Below are 21,498 nucleotides of genomic sequence, written 5' to 3' on the forward strand. Positions count from 1 at the left end.
CTGTGGCCGATCGTCATGGCATGCGCGCGACGACGCCGGGCGCGGCGCCGCATGCGCTGCGCGCGCGCCGGTCTTAACGTTTCTGGATGCCATCGACCTTCCCCGAGAAAAAGTAGTGATGCAGTTCAGTGAAATCGTCGAATTCGACATCGCAACCGGTGCCCTTGGCCTCGTGGCTGCGGTCCACCCGCAACAGCGTGCTGATGCCGAACGGACGCGCGCCGGCGATGTCGTTGACCGGGTGGTCGCCGATCATCCAGATTTGCGCCGGGTCGATGCCGAGCTTGTCGATGGCCAGACGGAACGGCGCTTCCTGCGGCTTGTCGGCACCGGCCTCCTCCGAGGTCACGACGTAGTCGAAGCAATCGTCCAGGCCGAAGTAGATGATCTTTCGGAACTGAATCTGCGAAGTCAGGTCGGTGATGATCGCCGTGCCGATGCCGCTGCTGCGCAGGGCCAGCAGGAAATCGCGCACGCCGGGAAACAGCTCGCAGTGGGCGAGGAAGGTGCGCCAGTAGGTCTGCTCCAGATCGAGCGTGATCACCAGCTGGGTCTTGCGCCCGAGGATCTCGATGCCGCGCTGGAAGTACAGCAGACGACTGTGCGAGCTGGCGGTCTTGCCGAGCTGGCGCTTGACGTCCTCGCGCGCCTGGGCGAACGCTTTGCGCACCTCGCCCGGATCGACGCCGAGCAACCGCACCGCCTTGCTTTCCGCCGCCGCCAGCGCCTGGGTATGCGGATGGTCGTAGGCGTACAAGGTGTTGTCGGTGTCGAAAATAATCGCCTGCGGCGCGCGCAGGACCTTGTCCGAGTTGTGAATTCTCAGGGTCATTTGATCCGGCTCTTCAACGATTCTTCGATCTGGATCAGGACCAGCAATTGCATGATCCCGCTCATGCCGTCCTCCCATTGAGGGTGGATATCGAGCATTTCCTGCAGGCCGGGCACCAACTGCCGCGCGGCCATGGCGATGTCTTCGGCGGCGACTTCGCCTTCGATGGTCATTTCGACTTCGCGCCCGTCTTCGGAGGGCTGCACGTCCAGGTGCAGGCCGCAGATGCCGATCAGGATCCGCGCCATGCGCTCGTGCGAGGTGCCGTTGCGGATCAGCGCGACCAGCTTGAGCCGCACCTGGCCCATCGCGGTATTGGATTCGAGCTGATGCGCGTTGACCGGCGCGAGCCTGAGCACCAGGCCGGCGTCGCGTCGCTGCGGATGGATGTGCAGGCGCGAATCGGCCATGCGTTTTTCGATCGAGGCCAGCACCGTGGCCAGCGCGTGGCCGCGCTGATGCACGTCGCGCTCGATCTTCCAGGCCCGGCGCAGGTCTTCGTCCACGTCCAGGAAGATGCTGACGTCGAAGCGCTCGCGCAGCCGCTGCATGTGCAGCGCATGCAGGCCCGAGGCGATCACCACGTCGTTCTTGTCGAGCAAGGTCGGCGGGGTGAAGCGGCCGGCGCCGTGATCGTAACGGCGGCACATGATCGCCTTGCCGTCCATCAGCGCCAGCACGTCGTTGTTGAAGCGCTGCAAGTCGTTGGCGCGCGGATTGAGATGGGTCAGGCCCTTCCACATCGGCGCGTAGCGATCCCAGACGTGATAGTCGTCGCCCGACACATGCACCACCGAATGCTCGCCGAAGATCCCGGCCAGCGCGCGGCTCAAGGTGTCCTTGCCCGACCCCGAATCGCCGGCGATGCCGAGCGTCACCGGCTTCTGGCCGATGCGGTAGTAGTCGTTGCGCGACACCCGCTCGCGCAGCATCTGCACCAGCAGCACCAGCCCGGCGGCGACGATCAGGGTGTAGCCCAGCGAATGCAGGTGCGGACTCATCAACGCGCCGAGCCGGGCGATGGCCGGCGCCGGGTCCAGGCGCAGCAGCGGTAGCGCTGCGCCGCTGGAATAGATCAGGTGCATGCCGATCAGCAGCGCCGAGAACATGCCGGTCAGCAGGCGCGCGCTGCGATCGCTGAAGAGCTGATGCGCGACCAGGAACGGCACCAGCCACAGGTACCAGCCCGGCGGCGCCGGCGTGGCCAGCACCACCAGGAAGAACGACAGGCCGATCGCGGCGATCAGCAGCTCGAAACTGATCCGGCGCAGCCGCCACAGCCCGTACACCGCCAGCAGATACAGCAGCGGGGTCAGGTACAGGCGCAGGTCGTTGCCCAGCGGCAGGGCGAGGTCGAACAACCGCAGCGATTCGGGCGTGCCGAACACCATGCGCACGAAACCCGGCGAGGCCAGCCACGGCACCACCGAAATCAATGCCGTCGCGCCGCAGGCGATCGCGAACGGCCGCATCAATCCGCGCAGGCGTTTATTGCGCCACAGATAGATCGCCACGAACGGCGCGGCCAGCAGCATGCTGAACTTCGCCGCCAGCGCCAGCCCGAGCGCGACGCCGCCCAGGCGCACCCGATAGTTGCGCAGCAACAGCAGCGACCACAGCAACAGCGCGACCGGCACGATGTCGGTCTGCCCGTTCCAGTAGGTCACGTACAGCGCGATCGGCGACCACCAGTACAGCCACAGCAGCAGCCGCGGACGTTCCGGCCACAGCCGCGACAGCAGGTACAAGGTCGCGATGTCGGCGCCGAGCAGGCCCACGCGCAAGCCCATGCCGGTGAAATAGTCCGATCCGCTCAATGCCGCGGCGATCATGCCCAGCGCGGTGCCGGGCAGATGCGCGAGCAGCATCGCCGGCCCGTACGGATAGGCCATCGGATCGCCGCCGCCGGCGAGGAAACTCGACCACGGGTCCAGCGACGGATGCGCGATCGCGTGCTGCACGAACGGCACGAACCAGCTCTGCTGGATCTGCGGCACGAGCAAAACCACCAGCGCGACCTTGAATAGCAGGCCGAGTCGGAAGACGGGATCGCGCCAGATCCGGTTCGCGTTCATCGCCAAAGCGCCGGCTCCTTGGTGCAGACCGCTTCGGCGGCGATGCCCTCGCGCGCCAGCAGCGCGCGCAGTTCGGCGATTTCATCGCTGCTGCGTCCCTGCAGCTCCGGCGAGACCAAGCACAGCTTGAAACCGGCGTCCTGCAGGCGTCGCGCCTGCGCGCCGTCGAGCGGGAAACGGGTGAAGCAATCGACCCACACCCAATCGATCTTTCCGGCCAGGCTCAGCGCGGTGTCGATCGATTCGAATTCCGAGACCCGCACCGCGCAGCGCGATTCGCCGCGCCTGGCGGTGCGCACCAGGAACGGGAAGGATTGATCGAGGAAGAAATACTCCTCGATGCCGCGCTCGCGCATCAGCGCGATCAGCCTGTCCTCCAGCCCCTCTTCCTTGACGTTGAGGATCAGCAGGCCGTGGCGATAACCGTCGAGCCACTCCTCGAAGCGTTCGCCGTCGACGAAGGCGTCGTGGTGGATGATCAGTTCTTCGCCGCGGCTGCGCAGGTCCAGTTCGATGCCCAGGTCCTGCGGCGTCGCGCGCAGTTCTTCCAGGGTGTTGCGGCGGTGACGGACGATGATCATGCGCGCTCCTGCAGGCCCTGACGCAGGCGCAGACTGAAATCGACGGTGCGCTTGATGAAGCGCAGCTTGGCTTGCCAGTTCACGTTCCAGTGCGAGCTGCCGTGCGCGCGTTCGCCGAAGCGCACGGCGAAGCGCCGCACGCGCAAACCCTCGCGCAGGGCCTGGTAATACGCGTACAGATCCAGCGCGAAATCGTGCGGCGGCTCGCGCCAGCGTTCGAAGAAGGCGCGCGGAAACAGCGTGGGCTGTGCGTTGATGTCCCACATGCGCCGGCTCATCAGCACGGTCTCGAACACCGACATGCCCACGGTGAAGGCGACATCGGCGGCCGGGCGGCCGTAGCGGCGGCCCTTGACGAACAAACGCGCCGGATCGGCGGCCTGGTCGTACAGCGCCAGCCCGCGCAGGGCGTCCTGCGGATCGGTCTGCATGTCGGCGTGGGTCCAGCCGAGCACGTCGCCGCGCGCCGCGCGCAGGCCGGTCAGGATGCCGTAGCCGTAGCCCTGATTGACCTCGACCCGCACGCTGCGGATGCGTTGCTGCCCGGCCAGCAACTGCGCGAGCACCGCCGGCGAATCGTCGGTCGAGCCGTTGTCGACCAGCACCACTTCGGCGCGATCGTCGAGGAAGGTTTCGCGCAGGCGCGCGACCAGCAGCGGCAGATTGGCCGCTTCGTTGTAGCAGGGAATCACCAGCGACAGGCTCGGCCGGTCCGCTGCGCCGGCGCTCGTGGACGTCGCCGGGACCTGCGCCGAAGCGTTCGCGCCGGCATCGCTCACACCGAACACGAACAGCTTCAAGCCGACGAAGTTCATCGCCGCCGACACCCCGGTCGCGGCCACGAAGGCCAGGGCCAGTGTGCTCTCGCTGCGTCCGAGCAGCGCCAGCACCAGCGAGTTCACCGCCACGTTCGCGGCCAGCGCGATCAGGTACACGGCGATGAAGCTCAACAGTTCGCGCCGGCGCCATTGCGCGCCGACGCGGAAGGTGAAGCTGCGATTGGCGAAGTAGCCGAACACCGCGCCGGCGACGAAGCCAGCGGTCTTGGCTGGATGCACCGCGATCGCCAGGGCCAGCAGGCCGCGGTAGACCGCAAAGTCGATCACCACCGAGGTGATGCCGACCAGCAGGAACCGCGCGAATTCGCCGCGCAACCGGCCCGATGCGGCGGTGGACAACGCATTCACCACGTCGCGCGCTCCGGTTGACGCATGCGGAAGCGCTCGGCCAGCGCCGCGCGCGCCGGCTCGGCGATGCGCGGGTCGTGCTCGATCCGGTACGGATGCACCGGCCATTTGTGGAAACACGATTGCCAGTATTCGTAGGTGCGCAGATCGTCCGGCGTGCCCCAGCACAGGTAGTGCGAGACTTCGAACACCCGCACTTTCAAGCCCAGCGCCAGCGCGTCGTTGATGCAGGTGTCGACGTAGAACTCGCCGTTGACGCGGCCGTCGCGCGCGATCATCGCCTCGGCCGCGGCGACGAAATCGGCCGCGCGACGGAAGGTGAAGGTGCCCAGCACGATCGGATCGCGCGCCGGATCGGCCAGCGGCTGCTTGACCGAGACCGAGCGCACCGCGCCGTCGGCTTCATCGACCCAGCCGTAATGCGTCGGCCGACGCGCCGCGCCGGGATAGCCGCGCGCGACCCACACCAGCACGTCGGTATCGGCATCGTCGAGCAAGGTCGACAGCGCCTGCGCGTCGAACACCGCGCCGTTGTCGCAGGCGCCGATGGTCAGCGGCTGCTGCGGATCGATCCCGTCCAGGCCGAGCAGGCAGGTGCGCGCCTGGCCGTCCGTGACCCGCTCCAGGTCGATCAGCACGCAATCGGGAAAACGGCTGCGCAGCGCGTCGGCGATGCGGCCGCGGCCGGGAATGTCGCGACGCTGCACGAACACGCGCTGCGCCGGCTCGGGCAGATCGCGCGCGGCCTGCACCACCATCGGCTCGCCCGATACGTCGATCAGCGGCTTCGGGTCGGCATAGCCTTCGGCGCTGAAACGCGAGCCCAGGCCGGCCATCGGCACCATCACCGCGCCGCGCTGGCGCGGCGGCGGCTGCGCGCGCGCCGGATCGGCCAGGCCGCGGAACGCGCCGGACCAGTAGCGGTATTCCTCCAGGTCCTGCGGGGTGCCCCACTGCATGAAGTGGTTGAGTTCGTAGACCGCGATGCGGCGGCCGTCCTCGAGCACCGGCTTGTAGGCCAGGCTGACATAGCGCTCGCCGCCGACGATCAGGTCCGGCCGCGCCATCGTGCGTTCGAACGCGTCGCGCATCAGCGCGCCGGAGCCGAAGTAGTAGGTGCCGCTGGAGGCGAATTCGCTGCGCGGCTGATCGGTGTAGGGCTGCTTTTCCTGGATGTCCAACACCCGCCCGCGATCGCTGCGCACGTAGGCGTAGTTGGTCGATCCCATCATGTGCGGATGAAAGCCGGTGTAGCAGGGAATCGCGCCGTCGCAGCCGCTGCTCAGGACGAAATCCTTGAAATCGGCGTAGTCCCAGCTGCAGGTGAAATCGCAGTAATTGACCACCGTCGGCTCGGCCGGATCGATGTGATCGATCGCCTGCAACACCGCGTTGACCGGACCGAGCTTGTGCGGCGCGATGCCGACGATGCGGCCGGTCGGGCAGTACTGCGCCAGCAGTTCGGCCATGCGGTACGACGGTTCGTCCAGATGCTCCTGGTTGCAGATGAAGACGAACTGGGTTTCGCCCGGAAACAGGTCGATGACGTGGGCGATGATCGGCTTGCCGTCGACTTCGATCAGCGGCTTGGGCACGCGATAGCCCGCGCGCCTGAAGCGTTCGCCGAAACCGGACATGGGAACTACGATCTGCATGGATTCCTTCCGTGGATCTGTTCGCGATGGATGGATCAGTTGTGTGTCCGCACCAGCGAACGTCGGTATTTCTCGGCGTCCCAGTCGATCAGCGCGGCCACGTCGGCCTCGCCCAACCGCACCAGTCCGTCGTCCTCGCGCACCCGCAGCGCGACCAGCGCCAGGCACTGCAACATCGCCTGCGCACCGTCCGACAGGCCCGGCACGGTCAGCACGCCGGCGCCGGGCACCAGCGCGAACGCCGGCGCGACGCCGCTGTCGCGGGTGGTGCGTTCGACCGCCTGCGACAGCGACTCCCCGTCGCCGACCACGGCCGCGCAATGGCCCAGGAACACCGCGTGATCGGGGTACAGCACGCCGTCGCGCGCGATCTGCAGCGCTTGCGCATCGGTCGCCAGGCCGTGCACCGATTCGGTGCCCGGCAGCGCCCACTGCAGATCATTGACCGCAGCCAGTCGCTGCGGCTGCGACGGCGGCGCGATTCGTTCGACGATCGCCACGCGGCGTTCGACCTCGGCCAGCAGCGCATCGGCCTGAACGCGGTCGTTCGCGCCGATCACCAGGCCGTGATTGGCCAGCACCAGCACGTCGGGTGCGCGCGTGGACAGCACTTGCGCGACCGCGCGGGTCAGCGGATAGCCAGGTCGTTGATACGCAATCCATGCCCAATTCAGGCCATCGAGCAGCGTCGCCAGCTGCGCTTGCGCGTGCGTGCGTATAGCCCACGCGATCGTATTCACCGAATGCACGTGAACCACCAGCGGATGCGGCAGCAGCGCGTGCAGCGAGGTTTCGATCGACGGACGCAGCGCCAGGCCGCTGCCGAGTTGGGCCAGACGGGCTTCGCCGTCTTCGTGGCGCAGCGCCTCGCGCACCTTAGCTAATGGCAGCGAGACGAAGATGTCGCGCTCGCGCGCATGCGCAAGCCACGTGCCTGAAGCCTTCACCCACAGCACATCATCGCGTTTAAGCGATGTGTTGCCGCCACCACCCTGCACCAACAACGGATCGGCTCCGATCCGCGCAGACAGGTCGATTAGATCGGTCAAAAAGTCGATGTTGGCCACATCACCCACCCATGGGCAATGCTTGTTTCCGGCACGTTTCGCGCCTGTATGAACAGCCATTCCATGCATAGCCCCCCGGCTAAAAAAAACTCCTGAAAACCCCTTAACGCAGCGGTATTTGAGAATCGGACGCCCCCGTCCGTTCCCTGCAGCGCGCCGTTGGTCGGCACCGTAATCGTTTCCCCTGCCGGGAACTCGAGGTCCCGACAACCGATTGCGGCCCGCTTTGTGCCTAAGCCCCGTTATGTGGATAGGATATACGCGGGGGGCACAGCCAACAGCATGCCTAGGATGATAGCGGCCATACGCCGTGCGTAACAACATCTCATGGTTTGCGAATAGTGCGTGCCATAAAAACGCCGACAGGGTAGGTCGGCTGACGAGAGTCGTCACAAGGAAGGTAGAGGGATGAGCGAGATTGACCATCGCATCGCAGGGTTGTCCCCGGCGAAGCGGGAACTGCTGCGCCAGATTGCGGCGCGCCAACGCGGTACCAACCAGATTCAAGCCCGGCCACGGCCCGAGCGGATCCCGCTGACCTTCGGTCAGCGCCGCCTGTGGTGGCTGGATCAATTCACGCCCGGCATGACCGCGTACAACTCGCCGGCCGCGCTGTGGCTGGACGGCACGCTCGATCGCGATGCGCTGCATGCGGCCGTGCAGGCGCTGGCCGATCGCCACGAAGCGTTGCGCACGGTGTACCGCAAGCACGACGGCGAACCGTTCCAGCGAATTCTCGATCAAGTGCAGGCGCCGTGGCGCGAGTTGCGCGCGGATGGCGCGACGCCGCAGGCGCGGCGCGAGGCCGCGCTCGACATCGCGCGCGCCGAAATCCGCGGCACCTTCGACCTGAGCGCCGACGCGATGCTGCGCGCGGCGCTGATCGAAGTCGAACCGCAATTGCATCTGCTGGTGCTGACCTTCCACCACATCGCCATCGACGGCTGGTCGATCAGCAAGCTGCTCGACGAGATGTATACGGTCTACAACGCGCGCATGGCCGGCGAAGCGCCCAAGCTCGACGCGCTGCCGCTGCAGATCGCCGATATCGCGCTGTGGCAGCAGGAAACCCTCGGCGAAACCGGCCTGCAGCCGCAGCTCGACTACTGGCGCGAGCGCCTGACGGGCGCGGCGACCACGCTGGATCTGCCGGCCGACCGGCCGCGTCCGGCGGTGCAGAGCTTCCGCGGCGCGCTGTATCGCGTCGAGATCCCGGCCGCGCTCAACGAGCGCATCGAAGCCTTCGCGCGCGAGAGCAAGTCGACCCTGTCGATGGTGTTCATGGCCGCCTACCAGGCGCTGCTCGCGCGCTACACCGGCCAGGACGACATCACTGTCGCGATGGGCATCGCCGGTCGCAACCGGATCGAACTCGAATCGGTGGTCGGCTTCTTCGTCAACACCCTGGCGCTGCGCACCACCTTCGAAGGCGACCCGAGTTTCGCCCAGTTGCTCGAGCGCGTGCGCGAAAGCGTGCTGGCGGCAATGGAGAACGGCGACGCGCCGCTGGACAAGGTGCTCGAAAGCCTGCGCCTGCCGCGCTCGTCCAGCCATACGCCGCTGGCGCAGGTGATGTTCTTCTTCCAGAACTACCCCGCGATCGAATCGGAATTGACCGGTCTGCGGGTCGAATCGCTGCCGCTGACCGAACTGCAGCCGGGCAACGCGCAGGGCGACCTGAGCCTGTTCGTGACCCAGGACGCCAAGCGCGAGATGGTGTTCGAATACAGCACCGACCTGTTCGACGCGGCGCGCATCGAACGCCTGGCCGAGCATCTGCTGACCCTGCTCGAGCATGCGGTCGCCGCTCCGGACACGCGCGTGGCGCAGCTGCGCCTGATGAACGCCGCCGAGCAGGCCGAACTGGCGCACTGGAACGACACCGTGCGCGAATTGCCCGCGCAACGCACCTTGTCGACCTTGATCCAGGCCCAGGTCGAACGCACGCCCGACGCGATCGCGCTGAGCTTCGGCGCGCGCGAGATCAGCTATCGCGAACTCGACCACCGCGCCAATGCGCTCGCGCATGAATTGCGCGCGGCCGGCGTGGTCGCCGGTGCGTTGGTCGGCCTGTATGTCGAACGCACGCCGGAGATGCTGATCGGCCTGCTCGGCATCCTCAAGGCCGGCGGCGCCTACGTGCCGCTGGACCCGACCTACCCGGTCGATCGCCTGGCCTACATGCTGGAAACCTCGGCCTCGCGCGTGCTGGTGACCCAGCGCGAACTGGCCGCCACGCCGCCGGCGGAGGTCGAAAAAGTCGTGCTCGCCGACGCCGACGCGGCGCTCGGCGACAACGCCGATCATCCGCCGGCCGATGGCGCGAGCGAAGACGACCTGGCCTATGTGATCTTCACGTCCGGCTCGACCGGCAAGCCCAAGGGCGTGGAAATCCGCAACCGTTCGGCGGTCAACCTGCTGCGTTCGGTCGCGCGCGAACCCGGCCTGGCCCAGGGCCAGAAGCTGTGCGCGATCAGCACGCTGTCGTTCGACATCGCGCTGTTCGAGCTGGTGCTGCCGTTGACCGTCGGCGCGAGCATCGTGCTGGTCGATCGCGACACCGCGCGCGACGGCATGAGCCTGCGCCGTCTGGTCGACAACGCCCATCTCGACGTCATGCAGGCCACCCCGGCCACCTGGCGCATGCTGCTGGAAGTGGGCTGGCGCGGCAACGACACGATCAAGATCATCTCCACCGGCGAAGCGCTGCCGCGCGAACTCGCCGACCGCCTGCTGCCGTGCTGCGGCGAGCTGTGGAACCTGTACGGCCCGACCGAAACCACGGTGTATTCGGCGCTGTGCCGCGTGCATGCCGGCGAAGGCCCGATCCTGGTCGGCAAGCCGGTCGACAACACCCAGATCCACATCGTCGACCGCAACATGCAGATGCTGCCGGTCGGCGTGCCGGGCGAGTTGCTGATCGGCGGCGACGGCCTGGCCGCGGGTTACAGCGGGCGTCCGGACCTGACCGAAGAGAAGTTCATCCCCGATCCGTTCAGCGCCGTTCCCGGCGCGCGCCTGTACCGCACCGGCGATCTCGCGCTGTGGCGCCGCGACGGCACGATCGAGGTGATCGGCCGCATCGATCACCAGATCAAGCTGCGCGGTTTCCGCATCGAACTGGGCGAAATCGAATCGGTGCTGGCGCAGTACGACGGCGTCACCCAGGCGGTCGTGCATTGCCGCGAAGACACCCCCGGCGACAAGCGCCTGGTCGCCTACGTGACCGCCGAAGGCGCGGCGCCTGCGTTGACCGCGTTGCGCGATCACCTGCGCGCCGCCCTGCCCGACTACATGGTGCCCAGCGCGTTCGTGGTGCTGGAGCAATTCCCGCTCACGCCGAACGGCAAGGTCGACCGGCGCGCGTTGCCGGCGCCGGAAACCGCGACCGGCGCGCAGGACGGCGAGGCCGACGTGCTCGCGCCGCGCACGCCCGAGGAGGAAATGCTGGTCGAGCTGTGGCAGCAGTTGCTCAATCTGCGCAGCGTCGATGTGCGGGCGAATTTCTTTGACCTGGGCGGCCATTCGCTGCTGGCGACCCGGCTGTTGTCGCGCATCGATCAGGCCTACGGCGTCGAACTGCCGCTGCGCACCCTGTTCGCGGCGCCGACCCTGGAACAGCTGGCCGTGTGCGTCGCCGATGCGCGCGCGCAGTTCCAGCCCGACGATCTGGAAGCCCTGCTCGCCAGCCTGGAAAACCTCAGCGACGAAGAAGCGAGCGCGCAGTTGAATGCGGCCTCGCAGCCCGGAGCTTCATCATGAGTGAGCTCGACGCACGTCTGGCCGGCCTGTCGCCGGAAAAACGCGCGCTGCTGTTGCAGCAACTGGGCCGCAAGCAAAATGCGGCCCACAAGCAGGACATCGTTCGCCGGCAGCGGCCGGCGCGTCTGCCGTTGTCGTTCGCCCAGCAGCGTCTGTGGATACTCGATCAGCTCGACCCGGGCTCGGCGGTCTACAACGTGCCGCTGACCCTGTGGCTGCGCGGCCCGCTCGACGCCGCGCTGATCCAGCGCGCGCTCGACGAGATCGTGCGCCGTCACGAAAGCCTGCGCTCGGTCGCCCGCGCCGACGACGACGGCCCGTTCCAGGTGGTGCTGCCGCCGTCGACGGTGCAGATGGCGCAGCAGGACCTGCGCCATCTGGACGAACCGGCGCGCGAAGCGGCGGCGTTCGAACTCGCGCGCGCCGAGGCGGCGCGCTCGTTCGACATCCACAACGGCCCGCTGTTGAGCGCTTGCCTGAGCCGGATCGAGGACGAGCGCCATCTGTTGACCGTCAACGCCCACCACATCGCCGTCGACGGTTGGTCGCTCGGCATCGTGCTGGACGAATTGCAGCAGCTGTACGCGGCCTACCGCGACGAGCGTCCTTCGCCGCTGGCCGAGCCGACGGTGCAGTACGTCGATTACGCGCTGTGGCAGCGCGATCTGTTCGAAAACCAGACCCTGGCCAAGCAGCTCGATTACTGGAAGCAGCAGCTGTCCGGGCGCCTGCCGGTGCTGGAATTGCCGGGCGACCGCTCGCGTCCGGCGCTGCAGAGCCATCGCGGCCGGGTGTTCCGCGACGCGGTGCCGGTCGAGTTGTACGAGGACGTGAAGCGGCTGAGCCGACAGGAAGGCGCGACCGCGTTCATGACCGTGCTGGCCGCGTTCAACACGCTGCTGATGCGTTATTCGGGCCAGTCCGACCAGATCGTCGGCGTCGGCATCGCCAACCGCAATCGCCAGGAACTCGAAGCGCTGGTCGGTTTCTTCGTCAACACCCTGGCGGTGCGCAACGACCTGTCCGGCGATCCGACCTTCCGCGAGCTGCTCGCGCGGGTGCGCGACAACACCCTCAACGCCCAGTCCAACCAGGACCTGCCGATCGAACGGCTGATGGAAGAACTGGATCTGGACCGGGCGCTGAGCCATTCGCCGTTGTTCCAGGTGATGCTGTTCTTCCAGAATTTCCCCGGCGAATCCAACCGCGTGTCCGGCCTCGACATGAGCCCGGTGACCTTCGACGCGATCAACCAGGGCACCGCGCGCAACGACCTGTCGCTGTTCGCCAGCGAACACTTCGGCGCGTTGCAGCTGTTCTTCGAGTACGCGACCGATCTGTTCGACGAAGCCACGGTGGCCGCGTTCTCGCGCCATCTGATCCAATTGCTGCGCGCGGTGGTCGCCGATCCGACCAAGCGCCTGAGCGAACTGGACATCCTCGGCGACGACGAACGCCGGCAACTGCTGCGCGACTGGAACGACACCGCGCGCGAGCTGCCGGCCGAGCCGACCCTGCATGCGCTGTTCGAAGCCCAGGCCGCGCGCACGCCCGACGCGATCGCGGTCGAGCAGCACGGCGTGCGCGTGAGCTACGCCGAACTCGACGCCCAGGCCGACGCCATCGCCCGCGCGCTCATCGCGCGCGGCACCGCGCGCGGCGACAGGATCGGCCTGTTCGTCGAACGCAGCCCGCGCATGCTCGCGGCGATGCTCGGCGCGCTCAAGGCCGGCGCGGCCTACGTGCCGATGGACCCGAGTTATCCAAGCGAACGGCTGCGCTTCATGCTCGAGGACGCCGCGCCGCGCGTGGTCCTGGGCGAACGCGCCCTGCTCGCGCAATTGCCCGCATCGACAAGCCCGACCCTCGCCCTCGAGGACGCGCTCGCCGCGCTCGCGGGCGAACGCACCGCCGCGGGCGTCGGACCTGACGACATCGCCTATGTGATCTTCACTTCGGGCTCGACCGGCCGCCCCAAGGGCGTGCAGATTCCGCATCGCGCCGCAGCGAACTTCCTGACCTCGATGGCGCGCGAACCCGGCCTGAGCACCGGCGACGCGGTCTGCGCGGTGACCACGCTGTCGTTCGACATCGCCCTGCTCGAACTGATGCTGCCGCTCACCGTCGGCGCGCGCGTGGTCCTCGCCGATCGCGACACCGTCGGCGACGGCGCCGCCCTGGCGCGCCTGATCGAACGCTCGGCCAGCACCGTCATGCAGGCCACGCCGGCCACTTGGCGCATGCTGCTCGACGCCGGCTGGCGCGGCGCGCCGCACCTGCGCCTGCTGTGCGGCGGCGAAGCGCTGCCGCGCGAACTTGCCGATCGCTTGCTGGCGTGCTGCGGCGAACTGTGGAACCTGTACGGCCCGACCGAAACCACGGTGTGGTCGACGGTCGAACGCGTGCGCGCCGGCGAAGAGGCGATCAGCATCGGCAAGCCCATCGCCAACACCCAGGTCTACATCGTCGATCGCCAGATGCAGCCGGTTCCGGCCGGCGTGCCCGGCGAATTGCTGATCGGCGGCCTCGGCGTCGCCCGCGGTTACCTCGACCGGCCCGAACTGACCGACGAAAAGTTCATCGCCGATCCGTTCGGCGCGGACGCAGACGCGCGCCTGTACCGCACCGGCGATCTCGCCCGCTGGCGCCGCGACGGTCGCCTGGAAGTGCTCGGCCGCATCGATCATCAGGTCAAGCTGCGCGGCTTCCGCATCGAACTGGGCGAAATCGAATCGGTGCTGGCCGAACAAGCCGACGTGCTGCAGGCGGTGGTGATCTGCCGCGAAGACCGTCCCGGCGACAAGCGCCTGGTGGCCTACATCGTGCCGCGCGGCGGCGACGCGTTCGACACCGCCGCCGCGCGCAACGCCGCGCGCCAGCGCTTACCCGACTACATGCTGCCTTCGGCCTGGGTCGTGCTGGAGCAACTGCCGCTGACGCCGAACGGCAAGGTCGATCGCCTCGCCCTGCCGGCGCCGGAAGCCGGCGCCCTCGACGCCGATCGCTACCTCGCGCCGCGCAACGGCGAAGAGGCCACGCTCGCCGGTCTGTGGGCGGAAGTGCTGGGCCTGGAACGCGTCAGCATCGACGGCGATTTCTTCGAACTCGGCGGCCACTCGCTGCTCGCGACCCAGCTGGTCACCCGCATCAACAAGGCCTTCGGCGGCGAAACCCCGCTGCGCGCCTTGTTCGAAGCGCCGACCGTGGCCGGCTTCGCGCAGTGGCTGATGCAACAGCGGGTCGACAGCGTCGATGCCGACGATCTGCTCGGCATGCTCGATCAGCTCGAAGGTTTGTCCGACGACGAAATCCAGGCCCTGCTCGCCGACGCCGGCGCTTGATCGCACCTTCAAGGACGAACCGCACCGCATGAACCCGTCTTCTTCCAACCCCGCCGACTCCGCCGCCGACACCGCCGTTTCCGACGCGGCGGCCGAGCGCCTGGCGCGACTGAGCCCGCAACAGCGCGAACTGCTGTTGCGCCAGCTCGCCGCGCGCAACGCCGCGGCCGCGCCGAAACCCGACGCGGTGACGCGTCGCAGCGTCGCCGGCACGCCGTTGCCGTTGTCGCCAGCGCAGCAGCGGATGTGGTTCTTCGAACGGTTCCAGCCGGGCACCGGCGCGTATCACGTCTGCGATCACCTGCGCCTGCGCGGCGCGCTCGATGTCGCCGCGTTGCGCAACGCGTTCGCGCGGATCGTGCATCGTCACGACACCTTGCGCACCGGCTTCAGCGAAGTCGCCGGCGAACCGCGCCAGACCGTGTTCGACGAGGTGGCCTTCGACATTCCGATGATCGACCTGAGCGGACTGGCGCCGGAACTGCGCGAGCAGGAAATCCAGCGCCTGGTCGATGCCGAGACCGAGCGCCCGTTCGACCTGGGCAAGCCGCCGCTGATGCGCGCGAGCCTGCTGCGGGTCGACGCGCACGACCACGTGCTGATGGTCGTGCTGCATCACATCGTCTCCGACGCGTGGTCGATCGGGGTGATCTACGACGAACTCGGCCGCCTGTACGCGGCCGGCCTCGACGGCGCGTCGCCCGATGCGCTCGACGCGGCGCTGCCGCAACTGGCGGTGCAGTTCGGCGACTGCGTGCTGTGGCAGCGCGAGCCGGCGCAGGAACAACGCCTCGCCGCGCACATGACCTTCTGGCGCGACGCGCTGGCCGGCCACGCCGGCCTGCTCGATCTGCCGACCGACCAGCCGCGTTCGGCGACCGCGCTCGGACGCGGACGCCGGCAATCGCTGCAACTGCCCAAGGCATTGGCCGACGGCGTGGCCGAGCTGGCGCGCCGCGAAGGCGCGACTCTATTCATGGCCTTGCTGGCCGCGTTCCAGACCCTGCTCGCGCGTCACAGCGGCCAGGACGACATCGTGGTCGGTTCGCCGGTCGCCAACCGCGGCCTGGCCGAATCGACACCGTTGATCGGCCTGTTCGTCAACACCGTGGCGCTGCGCGGTGATCTGAGCGGCGATCCCTCGTTCCGCCAGTTGCTGGCGCGCACGCGTTCGCACTGCCTGGATGCGTTCGAACACGTGCAGGCGCCGCTGGAACGCGTGGTCGACCAATTGCGGATCGAGCGCGTGCCCGGCCGCACGCCGCTGTTCCAGACCATGTTCGTATTGCAGAACGCGGTCGGCGCGCCGCTGACGCTGCCGGGCCTGGAGCTGGACTGGATCAATCCGCAGACCCAGGCCGCGCGCTTCGAACTGACCTTGTCGCTGGCCGCCGGTTCCGACGGCATCAACGGCGTGCTCGACTACGACATCGACCTGTTCGACGCCGGCACCGCGCAGCGCCTGCTGCGCCAGTTCGAACACTTGCTCGGCGACGCGGTCGCGCATCCCGATCGACCGCTGTCGCAGCTCGCGCTGCTGGACGCCGCCGATCGCAACGAACTGCTGCGCCTGGGACATGGCGGCGACGCCGAACTCGATAACGAACTCGACGCTGCAAACGAGCACCTGTACGCGATGTTCGCGCAGCAAGCGCTGCGCACGCCCGATGCGATCGCCTTGATCGAACCGGGCCGCGAACTGACCTATCGCGAGCTGCTGCAACGCGCCAACGGCCTGGGCCTTGCGTTGCAGGCGCTCGGCGTCGGCGTGGAATCGCGGGTCGGCGTGTTGACCGATCGCTCGATCGAAGCGCTGGTCGCGGTGCTCGGCGTGCTCGCCGCCGGCGCGGCCTATCTGCCGCTGGACCCGGCGCATCCGGACGAACGCCTGCATTTCCTGCTCGACGACGCCGCCGCGCTGGCGCTGGTGGCGCCGCCGCAATGGCGCGCGCGCGCCGATGCCTTGAACCTGCGCGTGCCGGTACTGGTCAGCGACGAAGCCGCCGAGTCGGCGAGCGCGCCCGCGGTCGAGTTCGCGCCTGAGCACGCCGCCTACGTCATCTACACCTCCGGTTCGACCGGCCAGCCCAAGGGCGTGGTGATCGAACACCGCGGCGCGGCGAATCTGACCCGTGGCTTCATGGCACGGCACGATTTCAAGGACCAGCACCTGTTGATGATCCCGCCGCTGGTGTTCGACGCCTCGGTCGGCGATGTGTTCCCGGCCTTGGCGAGCGGTTCGGCGCTGGTGCTGCATCCCAATCCGACTGAGCTGGGCCCGTTCGAACTCGAAGCGTTCTGCCGCGAGCACCGGATCAGCGCGATCGACGCGCCGGCCGCGCTGTGGCGTCGCTGGAGCGAAGGTTGGTCGACGATCGTGCGCAGCGAGCCGCTGTTGCCGCATCTGCGCCTGATGATGATCGGCGGCGAGAGCGTCGCGGTCGAACAGGTGCGCCGCTTCGCCCAGATCACCGACGGCCGGGTCGCGCTGAGCAATCACTACGGCCCGACCGAGACCTCGGTGTGCGCGGCCATGCTCAGCACGACCGATGCCAGCGAGTACGTGACGCGCGAGCTGCCGATCGGTCGTCCGTTGCCGGGCGTGCGCCTGTACGTGCTCGATCCGCACGGCGCGTTGGCGCCGCGCGGCGTGGTCGGCGAGCTCTGCATCGGCGGTCTCGGCGTGGCGCGCGGCTATCTCAATCAAGCCGAACTCAGCGCGGCGAGTTTTCCGCCCGATCCTTTCGCGACCGGTGGCCGGCTGTACCGCACCGGCGATCTGGCCCGCTGGAACAGCGACGACAGCCTGCAATTCCTCGGCCGCCGCGATCACCAGATCAAGCTGCGCGGCTTCCGCATCGAACTGGGCGAGATCGAAACCGCGCTGGAGTCGCATGCGCAGGTCGAGGCCGCGGTGGTGCTGCTGCGCGAAGACCGGCCCGGCGACAAGCGCCTGGTCGCTTACGTTGTCGCCGACGAAGCCAGCGGCCCGAACCAGTGGCGCGAGCATCTCGCCCGCAGCCTGCCCGAAGCGTTGCTGCCGTCGGCCTACGTGCGTCTGCCGGCGATGCCGCTCAACCGCAACGGCAAGGTCGATCGCAAGGCGCTGCCCGAACCGAGCGCCGAGTTGCTGGTCGAACGCACCATGATCGAAGCGCAGACCGACACCGAGCGCGCCGTACTCGCGGTCTGGCGCGAGGTGCTCGGCCGCGACGAGATCAGCGCCGACGACGATTTCTTCTCGATCGGCGGCGATTCGCTGATGACCCTGCCGCTGGTGTTCAAGCTGCATGCCGCGCTCGGCGTGGAGCTGCCGCTGGCCTCGGTGTTCGCCGCGCCGACCCTGGCCGCGCAGGCGCGCCGCATCGACGAACTGCTGTCGGGCGAAGCGGTCGACGAATTCGATCTGGCCGCGCAGGTGCAACTCGCCGACGATATCCATCCGCGCAACGCCGCATTGCCGGCGGCCTCGCGCGCCAACCCGCGCTCGGCCTTCATCACCGGCGCCACCGGTTTCCTCGGCGCCTACATGGTGCGCGAGCTGCTCGACGTGACCAGCGCCGAAGTCGTGTGCCTCGTGCGCGCTGCCGACACCGGCGAAGGGCTGGCCCGCATTCGCGCCAACCTGCACGGCTACGGCCTGTGGCGCGCCGGCGACGAAGCGCGCCTGGCGATCGTGCTCGGCGATCTCGCATTGCCGCGCATGGGCCTGGACGAAGCCGCGTTCGATGCGCTCGCGCAGCGCGCCGAGGTGATCTTCCACAACGGCGGCCAGGTCAATTTCCTCGCGCCGTATCAGCACCTGGAAGCGGCCAATGTCGGCGGCACCCGCGAAGTGCTGCGGCTGGCGACCTTGCACCGGCTCAAGCCGGTGCATCTGGTCTCCACCCTCGGCGTGTGCCTGACCGCGTCGAATCTCGACCGCACCGTGTTCGAATCCGATCCGCCGCCGAGCGCCGACGAACAATACGGCGGCTACAACCAGAGCAAGTGGGTCGGCGAGCAACTGGCGCTGGTCGCGCGCGAACGCGGCCTGCCGGTGGCGATCTATCGGCCGGCGCGCATCACCGGCGACAGCCACACCGGCGCCAGCAACCTGGGCGATTACTTCAACGCCTGGCTCAAGGGCTGCGTGCAGATGGGCCGCGCGCCGCATCTGCCCAACGAAGCCTTCGACATGGCGCCGGTGGACTACGTCGGCCGCTCGATCGTGCGCATCGCGCTCGGCGCGGGCGAGGCCAACGGCAACTTCCATTTCTACAACCGCCGCCGCCTGCCGATCCCGACCGCCGTGGCGACCCTGCGCGAAGCCGGATTGGCGCTGGAGGAAATCGACTATCAGCAGTGGCGGCGCGAACTGCTCGCGCAGGCCTCGGTGTCGCGCGAAAACGCATTGGCGCCGTTCGCCGGTTTGTTCCCGGCCCATCCCGATCCGCGCGAACCCAGCTTCGATTGCAGCGCGACCACGCGCGCGGTCGAGCCGCTCGGGCTGATCTGTCCGCCGGCCGACGCCGCGCTGTTGCGCTTGTACGTGCGTTTCCTGCAATCACGCGATTTCTTCCCGGTCGCCGCCGAGGTGAGCGCATGAATCCGTGGGCCGGCCTGCGCAACTTCCTGCTGATCTGGTTCGGCCAGCTGGTCTCGGGCGTCGGCTCGCGCCTGACCGCGTTCGCGCTGGGCGTGTGGGTGTTGCAGAGCACCGGCTCGACCACGCGCTTTGCGATGGTGTTCGTGGCGATGGCGGTGCCGTCGCTGCTGATCTCGCCGATCGCCGGCGCCTTGGTGGACCGCTGGGACCGGCGCCGCACCATGATCGCGTGCGAAGCGATCTCGGCCACCACCATGCTCGCGATGGCCGGCCTGCTCGCGAGCGGTCATCTGGCGATGTGGCATATCTACGCCGGCGTCGGCATCACCGCGCTGGCCAACGCGTTCCTGCAACCGGCTTATGCGGCGAGCATTCCGCTGCTGGCCACCTCCGATCAGCTGACCCGGGTCAACGGCCTGGTCCAGACCGGTTTCGCGATCGCCCAGGTCGGCGGTCCGCTGCTGGCGGGCATCCTGGTCAGCACGATCTCGATGCAGGGCGTGCTGATCGTCGACGCGCTCACCTTCGTGACCGGCCTGCTGGCGCTGGTATGGGCGCGGATACCGCGGCCGCAACGTACCTTGGAAGACGACGAGCGCGGCCTGTGGCACGAAGCGGCGACCGGCTTCGCCTACGTGCGCGATCGTCGCGGCCTGTTCGGCCTGTTGATCGTGTTCGGCCTGAGCAATTTCATGTTCGGCATCGCCAGCATCGCGATCACCCCGCTGATCCTGTCGTTGGCCGATCCGGCGCTGCTCGGCATGCAGATGGCGATCGGCGGCGTCGGCCTGTTGATCGGCGGCGTGGCGATGACGACCTGGGGCGGGCCGCGCCGGCGCGTGGTCGGCGTGCTCGGATTTTCGATGCTGGCCGGCCTGTTCCTCGCCGCGCACGGGCTGCGTCCGTCGTTCGCGCTGGTGGTGGTGGCCGGGTTCCTGTTCTTCCTCAGCGTTCCGATCATCAACGCCAGCAACGCCACGCTGTGGCAGAGCAAGGTGCCGGCCGATCTGCAGGGCCGCTGCTTCGCGATCCAGCGCGTGCTCGCCGAAGCGGCAATGCCGCTGGCGTTCTGCCTGGCCGGACCGTTGGCCGAGCACGTGTTCGAACCGTTGATGGCGGTCGACGGCGCGCTCGCCGGATCGATCGGCCTGTTGATCGGCACCGGCCCCGGCCGTGGCCTGAGCCTGATGTTCATCGTACTGGGGTTGTCGATGGTGGCGATCGCCGCGGTCGCCTGGTCGGTGCGTTCCATTCGCGAAGTCGAACAGCAGTTGCCCGACGCGCCGGTCGCGGCCGAGCAAGGCGAGATCGACGAAACCCCCATCAAATGCGTGGCCTGAGTCGCTCAGGCATCAACAAGGAGTCGTTCATGCAAGACCCAGCCATCGACCCAGGGCCGTATCGCGCGGTACGCGACCATCGCGACCGACGCTGTACACCGCCGCTCGACGATGCGTTCGCCGGCGGCGAACGCGGGTAAGGATCCAAACGCAGTGCCTCGCCGATGCCGGCGAGTTATGGACGGACTCGCGCACGCACACACCGTGCGGCGCGGTCTGAGCTAAGCCAAGTGATGCAGGGATGAAATGGCAATGACCCCAGACAACGACTCGACTTCGGTCATCGACTCCGACCGCCTGCTGATGCAGGGACAGGCCTTCGTCGAGAGCCCGATCGCCGCGGTGCGCGGCAAACTGCTGCAGGCCTCCGTGGTCGAACGCGAACAGGACCCCAGCGCGCCGCTGCCGCAGACCGTGGCGTGGATCCGCACCTTCCTCGCCCGTCCGCACCCGGACGTGGGCCGGCCGGGACCGGTGTGTCCGTTCACGCCGACCGCGCTCGCGCTCGACACGATCTGGCTGGCGGAAATCCACGACCGCGATGTCAGCGTCGACAGGATTACCCAATTGATCGGCGAATACCGCGACCTGTTCGCCGAAATCGAACCGCGCACCGGCCAGGTGGCGATCAACAAAACCGTGTTGATCGTGTTCCCGCACCTGGGCGACGAAGCGGCGGCGTTCATCGACGAAGTGCAGCAGCAGTTGAAGCCGAGCTTCGTCGACCTGGGCCTGATGCTCGGCGAGTTCCACGCGACCAACGAAAGCCCCGGGCTGCGCAATCCGGACTTCCGTCCGCTGCGCAGCCCGGTGCCGATGCTCGCGATCCGGCACATGGTCGAAACCGACCTGCCGTTCCTGCGCCGCTCGCTGGACACGCCGCAGGTGCGCGGCCAGTACCTGCGTTCCTACCTGCGCCGGCTCGGCCCCACGGTGCGGCGCAACTACTTCGAGCAGGCGCTCACCGCGCTGGTCGATGCGGAACTGGAAGTGCGCGCGCTGAAGCGGGCCAAGGCCGACAAGACGGCCGACAAGGCCGACAAAGCCGACAAACCGGTGCGCGCCTGAGG

General features: G+C 68.0%; 11 protein-coding genes. 5 read left to right on the top strand and 6 right to left on the bottom strand.

Features of this window, described 5'->3' with window-relative positions; translation table 11 throughout:
• Positions 1 to 73: 73 nt before the first annotated feature.
• The 6 genes from KME82_RS23495 to KME82_RS23520 are packed head-to-tail and all read right to left on the bottom strand — an operon-like array spanning position 74 to position 7,823.
• Entirely contained in the window at positions 74 to 832 is a 759-nt protein-coding gene (locus tag KME82_RS23495; RefSeq protein ID WP_215496167.1) for an HAD family hydrolase, read from the bottom strand.
• A complete protein-coding gene (locus KME82_RS23500; RefSeq protein ID WP_215496168.1) occupies positions 829 to 2,907 on the bottom strand; it encodes a glycosyltransferase 87 family protein in 2,079 nt (692 codons plus the stop codon). The genes KME82_RS23495 and KME82_RS23500 overlap by 4 nt, the downstream gene beginning before the upstream one ends.
• Positions 2,904 to 3,488 (bottom strand): phosphatidylinositol-specific phospholipase C/glycerophosphodiester phosphodiesterase family protein, encoded by a 585-nt coding sequence (locus KME82_RS23505; RefSeq protein ID WP_215496169.1) that lies wholly within the window; start codon positions 3,486 to 3,488, stop codon positions 2,904 to 2,906. The genes KME82_RS23500 and KME82_RS23505 overlap by 4 nt, the downstream gene beginning before the upstream one ends.
• Positions 3,485 to 4,675: a glycosyltransferase gene (locus KME82_RS23510; protein WP_215496170.1), complete on the bottom strand. Its 1,191-nt coding sequence runs from the start codon at positions 4,673 to 4,675 to the stop codon at positions 3,485 to 3,487. Before KME82_RS23510 ends, KME82_RS23505 begins: the two co-directional genes overlap by 4 nt.
• Positions 4,672 to 6,330, bottom strand: coding sequence for an NTP transferase domain-containing protein (locus KME82_RS23515; protein WP_215496171.1), 1,659 nt, complete (start codon positions 6,328 to 6,330; stop codon positions 4,672 to 4,674). The genes KME82_RS23510 and KME82_RS23515 overlap by 4 nt, the downstream gene beginning before the upstream one ends.
• Positions 6,331 to 6,365: 35 nt before the next feature.
• The gene (locus KME82_RS23520; protein WP_345777955.1) at positions 6,366 to 7,823 is read right to left on the bottom strand and encodes a class II aldolase/adducin family protein; all 1,458 of its coding nucleotides are present in this window, start codon (positions 7,821 to 7,823) and stop codon (positions 6,366 to 6,368) included.
• On the opposite strand from KME82_RS23520, the gene KME82_RS23525 reads away from it, so the two are divergent.
• The 5 genes from KME82_RS23525 to KME82_RS23545 all read left to right on the top strand — a co-directional run bounded on the left by KME82_RS23525 (position 7,806) and on the right by KME82_RS23545 (position 21,496).
• Positions 7,806 to 11,159: a non-ribosomal peptide synthetase gene (locus tag KME82_RS23525; RefSeq protein ID WP_215496173.1), complete on the top strand. Its 3,354-nt coding sequence runs from the start codon at positions 7,806 to 7,808 to the stop codon at positions 11,157 to 11,159. The two genes, KME82_RS23520 and KME82_RS23525, sit on opposite strands and share 18 nt — an antisense overlap.
• Positions 11,156 to 14,500: a non-ribosomal peptide synthetase gene (locus tag KME82_RS23530; protein ID WP_215496174.1), complete on the top strand. Its 3,345-nt coding sequence runs from the start codon at positions 11,156 to 11,158 to the stop codon at positions 14,498 to 14,500. Before KME82_RS23525 ends, KME82_RS23530 begins: the two co-directional genes overlap by 4 nt.
• A 28-nt stretch (positions 14,501 to 14,528) precedes the next feature.
• A complete protein-coding gene (locus tag KME82_RS23535; protein WP_215496175.1) occupies positions 14,529 to 19,088 on the top strand; it encodes a non-ribosomal peptide synthetase in 4,560 nt (1,519 codons plus the stop codon).
• Positions 19,085 to 20,428: an MFS transporter gene (locus KME82_RS23540; RefSeq protein ID WP_215496176.1), complete on the top strand. Its 1,344-nt coding sequence runs from the start codon at positions 19,085 to 19,087 to the stop codon at positions 20,426 to 20,428. Before KME82_RS23535 ends, KME82_RS23540 begins: the two co-directional genes overlap by 4 nt.
• A 252-nt stretch (positions 20,429 to 20,680) precedes the next feature.
• Positions 20,681 to 21,496: a DUF6875 domain-containing protein gene (locus KME82_RS23545; RefSeq protein WP_215496177.1), complete on the top strand. Its 816-nt coding sequence runs from the start codon at positions 20,681 to 20,683 to the stop codon at positions 21,494 to 21,496.
• The last annotated feature ends 2 nt before the right edge of the window (positions 21,497 to 21,498 follow it).

Origin of the sequence: Lysobacter capsici (assembly GCF_018732085.1) — a bacterium.
In the GTDB taxonomy this organism is placed as follows: Bacteria; Pseudomonadota; Gammaproteobacteria; order Xanthomonadales; family Xanthomonadaceae; genus Lysobacter; species Lysobacter capsici_A.

What these genes read in the sequence shown, in the direction of transcription:
- KME82_RS23495 (WP_215496167.1), bottom strand. Translation starts at nt 832, where the DNA reads ATGACCCTGAGAATTCACAACTCGGACAAGGTCCTGCGCGCGCCGCAG.
- KME82_RS23500 (WP_215496168.1), bottom strand. Translation starts at nt 2,907, where the DNA reads ATGAACGCGAACCGGATCTGGCGCGATCCCGTCTTCCGACTCGGCCTG.
- KME82_RS23505 (WP_215496169.1), bottom strand. Translation starts at nt 3,488, where the DNA reads ATGATCATCGTCCGTCACCGCCGCAACACCCTGGAAGAACTGCGCGCG.
- KME82_RS23515 (WP_215496171.1), bottom strand. Translation starts at nt 6,330, where the DNA reads ATGCAGATCGTAGTTCCCATGTCCGGTTTCGGCGAACGCTTCAGGCGC.
- KME82_RS23525 (WP_215496173.1), top strand. Translation starts at nt 7,806, where the DNA reads ATGAGCGAGATTGACCATCGCATCGCAGGGTTGTCCCCGGCGAAGCGG.
- KME82_RS23520 (WP_345777955.1), bottom strand. Translation starts at nt 7,823, where the DNA reads ATGGTCAATCTCGCTCATCCCTCTACCTTCCTTGTGACGACTCTCGTC.
- KME82_RS23530 (WP_215496174.1), top strand. Translation starts at nt 11,156, where the DNA reads ATGAGTGAGCTCGACGCACGTCTGGCCGGCCTGTCGCCGGAAAAACGC.
- KME82_RS23535 (WP_215496175.1), top strand. Translation starts at nt 14,529, where the DNA reads ATGAACCCGTCTTCTTCCAACCCCGCCGACTCCGCCGCCGACACCGCC.
- KME82_RS23540 (WP_215496176.1), top strand. Translation starts at nt 19,085, where the DNA reads ATGAATCCGTGGGCCGGCCTGCGCAACTTCCTGCTGATCTGGTTCGGC.
- KME82_RS23545 (WP_215496177.1), top strand. Translation starts at nt 20,681, where the DNA reads ATGACCCCAGACAACGACTCGACTTCGGTCATCGACTCCGACCGCCTG.